At 67.2% G+C, this 9,076-nt stretch carries 8 protein-coding genes; 1 reads left to right on the forward strand and 7 read right to left on the reverse strand.

The window, feature by feature from the left end:
* The 5 genes from AX685_RS17520 to miaA all read right to left on the reverse strand — a co-directional run.
* A partial coding sequence (locus AX685_RS17520; protein WP_156445903.1) for a hypothetical protein occupies window positions 1–238 on the reverse strand: 238 nt, incomplete at its 3' end.
* 169 nt (window positions 239–407) lie between these two features.
* Complete coding sequence (gene ilvC, locus AX685_RS17525) at window positions 408–1,427, reverse strand: ketol-acid reductoisomerase (protein WP_066490946.1); 1,020 nt, start codon at window positions 1,425–1,427, stop codon at window positions 408–410.
* A 125-nt stretch (window positions 1,428–1,552) separates the two neighbouring features.
* The gene (ilvN, locus tag AX685_RS17530) at window positions 1,553–2,068 is read right to left on the reverse strand and encodes an acetolactate synthase small subunit (RefSeq protein ID WP_066490939.1); all 516 of its coding nucleotides are present in this window, start codon (window positions 2,066–2,068) and stop codon (window positions 1,553–1,555) included.
* A gap of 90 nt (window positions 2,069–2,158) precedes the next feature.
* Entirely contained in the window at window positions 2,159–3,919 is a 1,761-nt protein-coding gene (locus AX685_RS17535) for an acetolactate synthase 3 large subunit (protein ID WP_197418679.1), read from the reverse strand.
* Between the two features lie 71 nt (window positions 3,920–3,990).
* The gene (gene miaA / locus AX685_RS17540; RefSeq protein ID WP_066490942.1) at window positions 3,991–4,908 is read right to left on the reverse strand and encodes a tRNA (adenosine(37)-N6)-dimethylallyltransferase MiaA; all 918 of its coding nucleotides are present in this window, start codon (window positions 4,906–4,908) and stop codon (window positions 3,991–3,993) included.
* Here miaA and serB point away from each other — a divergent pair.
* Window positions 4,907–5,788 (forward strand): phosphoserine phosphatase SerB, encoded by an 882-nt coding sequence (serB, locus tag AX685_RS17545; RefSeq protein ID WP_066490943.1) that lies wholly within the window; start codon window positions 4,907–4,909, stop codon window positions 5,786–5,788. The two genes, miaA and serB, sit on opposite strands and share 2 nt — an antisense overlap.
* Before the next feature lie 38 nt (window positions 5,789–5,826).
* Here serB and AX685_RS17550 read toward each other — a convergent pair whose 3' ends face one another.
* Together AX685_RS17550 and acs are read right to left on the reverse strand one after the other, a co-directional pair.
* Entirely contained in the window at window positions 5,827–6,684 is an 858-nt protein-coding gene (locus AX685_RS17550; protein WP_066490944.1) for a glucose 1-dehydrogenase, read from the reverse strand.
* An 80-nt stretch (window positions 6,685–6,764) separates the two neighbouring features.
* Window positions 6,765–8,699 carry an acetate--CoA ligase gene (gene acs / locus AX685_RS17555; protein ID WP_066490945.1) on the reverse strand — a complete coding sequence of 645 codons (1,935 nt, stop codon included), beginning with the start codon at window positions 8,697–8,699 and terminating at the stop codon, window positions 6,765–6,767.
* Window positions 8,700–9,076: the final 377 nt, after the last annotated feature.

Consider the following 9,076-nt stretch of genomic DNA (forward strand, 5'->3'; position numbering starts at 1 on the left):
GTTCGCGGCGCTCGGCCTTCTTCTGGCTGGGCGGTTGCGCGCGTTCGCCGACGTTTGTCACGTCGAAGGTCGACAGCCGGCGCCCGTCGCCGACGTCACCCGGAACGAAGAAGCCAAGCCGCAGCAGCGTCCAGACGATCAGCGCCGCGATTCCCAATGCCAGCAGGACCGACGCGGTCCGGCTGCCGGCATCGGCGCGGGCATGATACGACGAATTTCGGTACGTCGCCGTCCGCATGGCGTGCGCGATACAATGCCGCGCGGGCGTCGGCAATCGGGCCGCGGGTTACAAAGCCGTCATGTGGCGGGGAAGTTGCGGCCGCCGGGGCCGAAGCCCCGGCTTTGCCATGCCGGCCGAGCTCGGGCACGTCAGGCGATCGGCGTTGCCGAGGCCCGCCACCCTCCGATCAGTTCTTTTCCTTGTCGACCAGCTTGTTGGCACCGATCCACGGCATCATCGCGCGCAGTTCGCTGCCGGTCTTCTCGATCTGATGCGCCGCGGCGGCCTTGCGCGCGGCCTTCAACTCGGGCTGGCCGGCGCGGTTGTCGAGGACGAAATTCTTGACGAAGCGCCCCGACTGGATGTCGGCCAGCACGCGCTTCATCTCCTTCTTGGTCTCGTCGGTAATGATCCGCGGGCCGGTGGTGATGTCGCCATATTCGGCGGTGTTGCTGATCGAATAGCGCATGTTGGCGATGCCGCCTTCATACAGCAGGTCGACGATAAGCTTGGTTTCGTGGAGGCACTCGAAATACGCCATCTCCGGGGCGTAGCCCGCCTCGACCAGCGTTTCGAACCCGGCCTGGATCAGGTGGGTGATGCCGCCGCACAGCACCGCCTGCTCGCCGAACAGGTCGGTTTCGCACTCTTCCTTGAAGTTCGTCTCGATGATGCCCGAACGGCCGCCACCCACGCCCGAGGCATAGGCCAGCGCGATATCGTGCGCGTTGCCGCTGGCATCCTGCTGCACCGCGATCAGGCACGGTACGCCGCCGCCCTTCACATACTCGCTGCGTACGGTGTGGCCCGGACCCTTGGGGGCGATCATGATGACGTCGATGTCGGCCGGCGCCTCGATCAGCCCGAAGTGGACGTTGAGGCCGTGCGCGAACGCCAGCGCGGCGCCGGGGCGCACGTTGCCCTTCAGGTCATTCTCCCAGATCGCGGCCTGATGCTCGTCGGGGGCCAGGATCATGATGATGTCGGCCCAGGCGGCGGCATCCTTGTTCGACATGACCTTGAAGCCGGCGCCTTCGGCCTTCTTCGCGGTGGCCGACCCCTCGCGCAGCGCGATCGCGACGTCCTTCACGCCCGAATCGCGCAGATTCTGCGCATGGGCGTGCCCCTGCGAGCCATAGCCGACGATGGCGATCTTCTTGGCCGTCAGCAGGTTCAGATCGGCGTCGCGATCGTAATAGACCTTCATGTGTTCATTCCCTTTCGAATTGTCCGTCATGCCAGCGCAGGCTGGCATCTCGTGCGGCAGGCGTTCCGGCCGTTGCAGCGGAGACCCCGGCTTTCGCTGAGGGGACGGTGGGTGGTGTGATTGATTTACGCCGCGTCCTTGCCGCGGGCGATGGCGACGATGCCGGTGCGGGCGACTTCGATCAGGCCGACTTCGCCCATCAGCTCGACGAACTTGTCGATCTTCTCGATCCCGCCGGTCACCTCGAAAACGAAGCTGCTGGTCGTCGCATCGACGACGCGCGCGCGATAGACGTCGGCCAGGCGCAGCGCCTCGATCCGATGATCGCCGGTACCGCGCACCTTCACCAGCGCCAGCTCGCGCTCGACATGCGGCCCCTCCGCGGTCAGATCGTGGACGCGGTGGACGGGCACCAGCCGGTCGAGCTGCGCCACGATCTGCTCCAGCGTCGCGGGCGATGCGCTGGTGACGATCGTGATCCGGCTGACCGCCTTGTCCGCGGTCACCTCCGACACGGTCAGGCTTTCGATATTGTAGCCGCGCGCGGTGAACAGACCGGCGATGCGCGCCAGAATACCGGGCTCGTTATCGACGATCACCGCCAGCGTATGGCGTTCGGCCTTCTCTTCGCTGATATGCACTATAGCGTCACCCCGGCGACATCCGGGGTCTCCCTGTTGTGAGCGCGCCCTTGCGGCACAAGACCCCGGATTTCGCCGGGGTGACGATCGTCAGACCAGCGCCTTCGCCTCGTCGTCCATCGTTCCCGATACCTCGTTGGCCTGCAGGATCATCTCGGTATGCGCGGCGCCCGAGGGGATCATCGGGAAGCAATTGGCAAGCTTCGCCACCATGCAGTCGACCATCACCGGGCCGTCATGCGCCAGCATGTCGGCGATCCCCGCCTCCAACTGGTCGGGCGTTTCGATGCGGATGCCCTTCCAGCCATAGGCCTCGGCCAGCTTCACGAAATCGGGCAGCGCATCCGAATAGCTTTCGGAATAGCGGCTCTCATAGGTCAGTTCCTGCCATTGGCGGACCATGCCCATATATTCGTTGTTGAGGATGAACACCTTCACCGGCAGGCGATATTGCGTCGCCGTCGCCAGTTCCTGAATGTTCATCTGGATCGACGCCTCGCCCGCGATGTCGATGACCAGCGCCTTCGGGTTGCCCAACTGCGCACCGATCGCGGCGGGCAGGCCATAGCCCATCGTGCCAAGGCCGCCCGACGTGAGCCACTTGTTGGGCAGGTCGAACCCGAAATGCTGCGCGGCCCACATCTGGTGCTGTCCGACCTCGGTGGTGATGATCGGCGAGCGCGCGTGCGTCGCCTCCCACAAAGCGCGGATCGCGCGCTGTGGCATGATCTCCTTGGTCGATTCGGGAAAGGCGAGGCATTTCTTCGCGCGCCATTCCGCGATCCGCTGCCACCAGCCGCTGGTGTCGGGCTTGGGATGCTGGCGTGCCTTCCACACGCGCACCATGTCCTCCATCGCGTGGCCGGCGTCAGCGACAATCGCCAGGTCGATGCGCACCGTCTTGTTGATGCTCGACCGGTCAATGTCGATATGCACCTTGCGGCTGTTCGGGCTGAATGCGTCCAGCCGGCCGGTGACCCGGTCGTCGAAGCGCGATCCGATCGCAACGACCAGATCGGCCTGGTTCATCGCCATGTTGGCTTCGTAGGTGCCGTGCATCCCCAGCATTCCCAGCCACGCCGGGCCGCTGGCGGGATAGGCGCCGAGGCCCATCAACGTGGAGGTGACCGGCGCGCCGGTGATGCGCGCCAGCTCCTGCAGCAGCTGCGACGCGGCCGGGCCGGCGTTGATGATGCCACCACCGGTGTAGAGGACCGGACGCTCCGCGGCGGCCAGCATGTCGACGACCTGCTCGATCGCAGCGCGATCCGCCTTCAGCGCGGGGCGATAGGTCTTGTGCTGGATCGGGCCGGGCTTCTGATACTTCGCGGTGGCGACCTGCACGTTCTTGGGGATGTCGACCACCACCGGGCCGGGGCGGCCCGAGGTGGCGATATGAAACGCCTCATGGATCACCGGGCCGAGCCGGGCGGGATCCTTCACCAGGTAATTGTGCTTCGTGCAGTGGCGCGTGATGCCGACGGTGTCGGCCTCCTGAAAGGCGTCCGAGCCGATCAGCGTCGTCGGCACCTGGCCGGTGATGACCACCATCGGGATCGAATCCATCAGCGCATCGGTGATCCCGGTGACGGCGTTGGTCGCGCCCGGACCGGAGGTGACCAGCACGACGCCTGGCTTGCCGGTGGAACGGGCATAGCCCTCCGCGGCATGGGTCGCGGCCTGTTCGTGGCGCACCAGGATGTGCTTGATCCGGCCCGACCGGAACAGCGCGTCATAGATCGGGAGAACGGCGCCGCCAGGGTAGCCGAACACGACCTCCACGCCGAGATCGCACAGCGCCTCGACCAGGATGTCTGCTCCGCTCTTCTCGGTCACGTCACGTCTCCTCATGCACGGCAGCGGCGTGTGTAGCCGCTGCGGAGCCGGCGCGCTACGGCATCGAAAGTTACGCGTCAACCGCTTTATGTGAAATAAAATTGCGAATTGTTGCGACTGCTTCGTTGCCAGTCAGCGGGGGGCTGGTGGCGGAACCACGTGTATTGACGCTTGGCATAGCGCCGGGTGGCCAGTTGCGCGCGCGCCAGCGCCTCGTCCCGCGAAAGCGCGCCGCCCAGCATCGCGGCAACCTCCGGCACGCCGATGGCACGGCGGACGGGGGCGTCGGCGGGCACGTCCGCGCGGGCGATGAGCGCCACGACCTCCTCGACCGCGCCTTGTGCGAACATTGACGCCAGCCGGGCGTCGCACCGCTGCATCAACTCCTCGCGATCCGGCAGCAGCACGAGCGCGCGCAGATCGACCGCCCCGCCGATCCCGCCTTCCCGCTGCGCCTGCCACGCGGCAAGCGGGCGACCGGTCGAGCGGACGACTTCGAGTGCGCGGGCGACGCGCGTGGTGTCGGCGGGGGCGAGGCGCGCCGCGGCGGCCGGGTCCTCTACGGCCAGCGCGGCATGTGCCTGCGCCACGGGCAGCGCGCGGACCGCCTCACGGATTGCGGGGTCGATCGCGGGAACGGGGGCGATCCCGTCGAGCAGGGTGCGCAGGTACAGGCCGGTTCCGCCGACCAGCACGGGCACCTGGCCGGCCGCGTGGACCTCGCCGATCACCGCGCGCGCCTCGGCCGCCCAGCGCGCGGCGGAGCAGCTGTCGGCGCCATCGACATGGCCGAACAGCCGGTGCGGCACGCGCGCCTCGTCGGCGGGGGACGGGCGCGCCGACAGGATGCGCAGGTCGCGATAGACCTGGCTGGCGTCGGCATTGACCACCACGCCGCCGATCCGCTCCGCCAGTTCGATCGCGAGCGCGCTCTTGCCGCTGGCGGTCGGCCCTGCGATGAGCGCCAGCCTTGGCAGGTCCTGGGATTTTTCGGGGGAAGACATGTTCACGGCGACGCTGATAGCAGCAGGGCGGCTGACGCCCAATGTGGTGGCCGACGCGAACGACCGGCTGGCGACGGCGGGCTGCGCGCCGACGACGTTGCACTGGATCGACCAGGGCGATGCCGCCGACCTGCATTTCGAACTGGCGGCGGATGCGGCGCGCGCGGCGCTGGAGGGGGCGTTCCCGGACGTCGACGTGGTGGTCCAGCCGCGCGACGGACGCCGCAAGATGCTGCTGGTCGCCGACATGGATTCGACGATGATTACGGTCGAGTGTATCGACGAACTGGCCGATTATGCCGGCATCAAGCCGAAGATCGCGGCCATCACCGAGGCGGCGATGCGCGGCGAGCTGGATTTCGAGGCGGCGCTGGACGCGCGCGTCGCACTGCTGAAGGGGCTGGACGCAGGCGTGATCGACGCCTGCCTGCGCGAGCGGGTGCGGCTGATGCCGGGTGCGCAGACGCTGGTGCGTACGATGCGCGGCTGGCGCGCGCGGGCGGTGCTGGTATCGGGGGGCTTCACGCGCTTCGCGGAGCCGGTCGCACGTGACATCGGCTTCGACGAGGCGATCGCCAATGTCCTGGAGATCGAGGACGACGTGCTGACCGGCACGGTCGCGCGGCCGATCGTCGGCGCGGCGACGAAGAAGGCGACGCTGCTCGACCGCCGCGCGGCGCTGGGGCTGGCCGAGGCCGCGACACTGGCGGTCGGGGATGGCGCCAACGACCTGGCGATGATCGAGATCGCGGGGCTGGGCGTCGCCTACCACGCCAAGCCGGTGGTCGCGGCGGCGGCGGCGGCCCGCATCGAACAAGGCGATCTTACCGCGCTGCTATGGGCGCAGGGGGTGCCGAAGGCGGAATGGGCCGCGGCCTGAGCCGCGGCCGGCCGCGCGTAGGTCGGTCGGAAGCCGCTTTAAAGGAAGGGGCGCCCGCCGGTGACGGGGACGGTCGCGCCGGTGATGTAGCTCGCCTCGTCGCTGGCCAGCAGGACGTAGGCTGGTGCCAGTTCGGCGGGCTGCGCGGCGCGGCCGAGCGGGGTGTTCTCGCCGAACGTCTTTACCGCCTCGGGCGGCATCGTCGACGGGATTAGCGGGGTCCACACCGGCCCGGGGGCGACCGCGTTCACGCGAATATTCTTCTTAGCCAGCATCTGCGCCAGCCCGGCGGTGAAATTGTGGATCGCACCCTTGGTGGTGGCATAGGCGAGCAGTTGCGCGTTCGGGCTGTCGGCATTGATCGACGTGGTGTTGATGATCGACGCGCCCGCGCGCAGATGTGGCACCGCAGCCTTCGACAGATAGAACATCGCGTGGATGTTCGTCGCGAAGGTGACCTGCCATTCCTCGTCCGCAATGTCCTCCAGCTCTGCGAAGCTGGCTTGGTGCGCGGCATTGTTGACCAGAATGTCGAGCCGCCCGAACGCCTCGATCGTCCTTGCCACGACCGCGCGGGCATGATCGGGGACGCTTATGTCGCCGGGGATCAGCAGCGCGCGGCGTCCCGCTTCCTCGACCAGTCGCTGCGTTTCGCGCGCGTCTTCCTCCTCGTTCAGATAGGAGATCGCGACATCGGCGCCTTCGCGCGCGAAGGCCAGCGCCACCGCGCGGCCGATCCCGCTGTCGCCGCCGGTGACGATCGCGACCCGATCGGTGAGGCGGCCGTGGCCGACATAGCTGTGTTCGCCATGGTCGGGGCGCGGGTCCATCGCGGCGGTCGTGCCCGGCATCGCCTGCTGCTGCTCGGGATAGGGCGGGGTGGGATAGTCGGTCATGGGGAAGCGTCCTCGCGGCAGTTTGCGGTACGCTTTCCCAATGGGCGGCCGGGGAGCGGCGTTCCCCGGCCTGACCTGCATCAGCCAGTTCGCACTCGCTCCGCCACCAGCGTGTCGACCACGCCCGGATCGGCGAGCGTCGAGGTATCGCCCAGATTGGTCAAATCGTCCTCCGCAATCTTGCGCAGGATGCGGCGCATGATCTTGCCGGAGCGCGTCTTGGGCAGGCCGGGCGCGAACTGGAGCGCGTCGGGGCTGGCGATCGGGCCGATTTCGTTGCGCACCCACTGGCGCAACGTCGCGCGCAGTTCGTCCGACGGCTCCTCACCGGCGTTGAGCGTGACGAAGGCGTAGATGCCTTGGCCCTTCACCTCGTGCGGCATGCCGACCACCGCCGCCTCCGCAACCGTCGAATGCGCGACCAGCGCGGATTCGACTTCCGCAGTGCCCATGCGATGCCCCGACACATTGATCACGTCATCGACGCGGCCGGTGATCCAGTAATAGCCATCGGCATCGCGCCGGCAGCCGTCGCCGGTAAAGTACTTGCCCGGATAGGTGGTGAAGTAGGTCTGGAAGAAGCGCTCGTGGTCGTTCCAGACCGTTCGCATCTGTCCCGGCCAGCTGTCGGTCAGCACCAGATTGCCCTCGGTCGCGCCCTCCAGCACCGCGCCCTCGGCATCGACCAGCTCGGGCCGCACGCCCGGCAGCGGCTTTGTCGCCGACCCGGGCTTCAGATCGGTGGCATAGGGCAGGGGAGAGATCAGGATGCCGCCGGTCTCTGTTTGCCACCAGGTATCGACGATCGGGCAGCGCCCGTCGCCTACCACGCGATGATACCAGCCCCATGCCTCCGGGTTGATCGGCTCGCCGACGGTGCCCAGCAGCCGCAGCGAGGCGCGGCTGGACTTCGTCACCCAACCGTCGCCCTCGCGCATCAGCGCGCGGATCGCAGTGGGGGCGGTGTAGAGGATGTTGACCCCCAGCCGGTCGATCGTTTCCCACAGCCGCCCGTGATCGGGATAGCTGGGGACGCCGTCGAACATCACCGTCGTCGCGCCATTGGCGAGCGGACCGTAGACGACATAGGAATGGCCGGTGACCCAGCCGATATCGGCGGTGCACCAGAACAATTCGCCGTCGCGGTAATCGAACACGTCGCGGAACGTCTTGGTCACCCACACCAGATAGCCGCCGGTGGTGTGCAGCACGCCCTTCGGCTTCCCCGTCGAGCCGGAGGTGTAGAGGATGAACAGCGGATCCTCCGCCTTCATCGGTTCCGGAGGGCAATCGTCCGACACGTCCTCCAGCGCGTCGTGCAGCCACACGTCGCGGCCCGGCGTGATCGGCACGTCCCCGCCGGTACGGCGGATGACCAGGACGTGGCGCACTCCCGGGCAGTGTTCCAGCGCCTTGTCGACATTCCTCTTGAGCGGGATGCGCTTGCCGCCGCGGCACCCCTCGTCGGCGCAGATCACCACCGAGGAATCGCAATCCTGGATACGGTTCGCCAGGCTGTCGGGCGAGAAGCCGCCGAACACGATCGAATGGATCGCCCCGATCCGCGTACACGCCAGCATCGCCGCCGCAGCCTCGGCGATCATCGGCAGGTACAGCGTCACGCGATCGCCCTTGCGCACGCCGAGCCCCTTCAGGACATTGGCGAAGCGGCAGGTCTCGCGATGCAGCTCGCGATAGGTGAGGGTGCGCGTCTCGCCCGGCTCGTCACCTTCCCAGACGATCGCGGGCTGGTCGCCGCGCGTCGCCAGATGGCGGTCAAGACAATTGGCCGACACGTTCAGCGCGCCGTCCGCGAACCAGCGGATGCGGAAGTCAGCCTCGTCGAAGCTGGTGTCCTTCACGGTGGTGAATGGCGTCATCCAGTCGACGCATGTCGCCTGGTCGCGCCAATAGCCGTCGGGATCGGTCGCCGCGGCCTGCCATTGCGATTCATAGGCGGCACGATCCAGGCTGCCGGCACGACCGGTCGCGGCGGGATAGAGGGTTTCGGTCATGCGCTCTCCTTTGTCCGAACTTCTGTGTCCTATGGGATCAGGTGTGTCGTCTGCAGCGGGGAACGGTCAAGGCGCCAGACCGTTCAAAGGGGCGAAGCGCGTATGACGTGCCTCGCCCGCGGGACAGCGCGGCGCATGTTTCAGAAAAAATGCGTTCTCGCCAAAAAACTGTCATCGAATCGGTTGACGGGTTTGGAAGTGCCCCATATATGCCGCTTCACCGACGGGGCGTACCACACGGAACGCTTCGAAAGTCACAGCAAAGCAGGCGCTTAGGACCGCCCCGATAAAAAGGGGATGGGACAAGGCGTCGGTTTTTGCCGCTCTTTGACATTGTGATTGAGATGAAGGGACATGTGGACGGTGGTTCTGCGGGT

Source organism: Sphingomonas sp. CCH9-F2 (assembly GCF_001556735.1).
GTDB classification, from domain to species: Bacteria; Pseudomonadota; Alphaproteobacteria; order Sphingomonadales; family Sphingomonadaceae; genus Sphingomonas; species Sphingomonas ginsenosidimutans.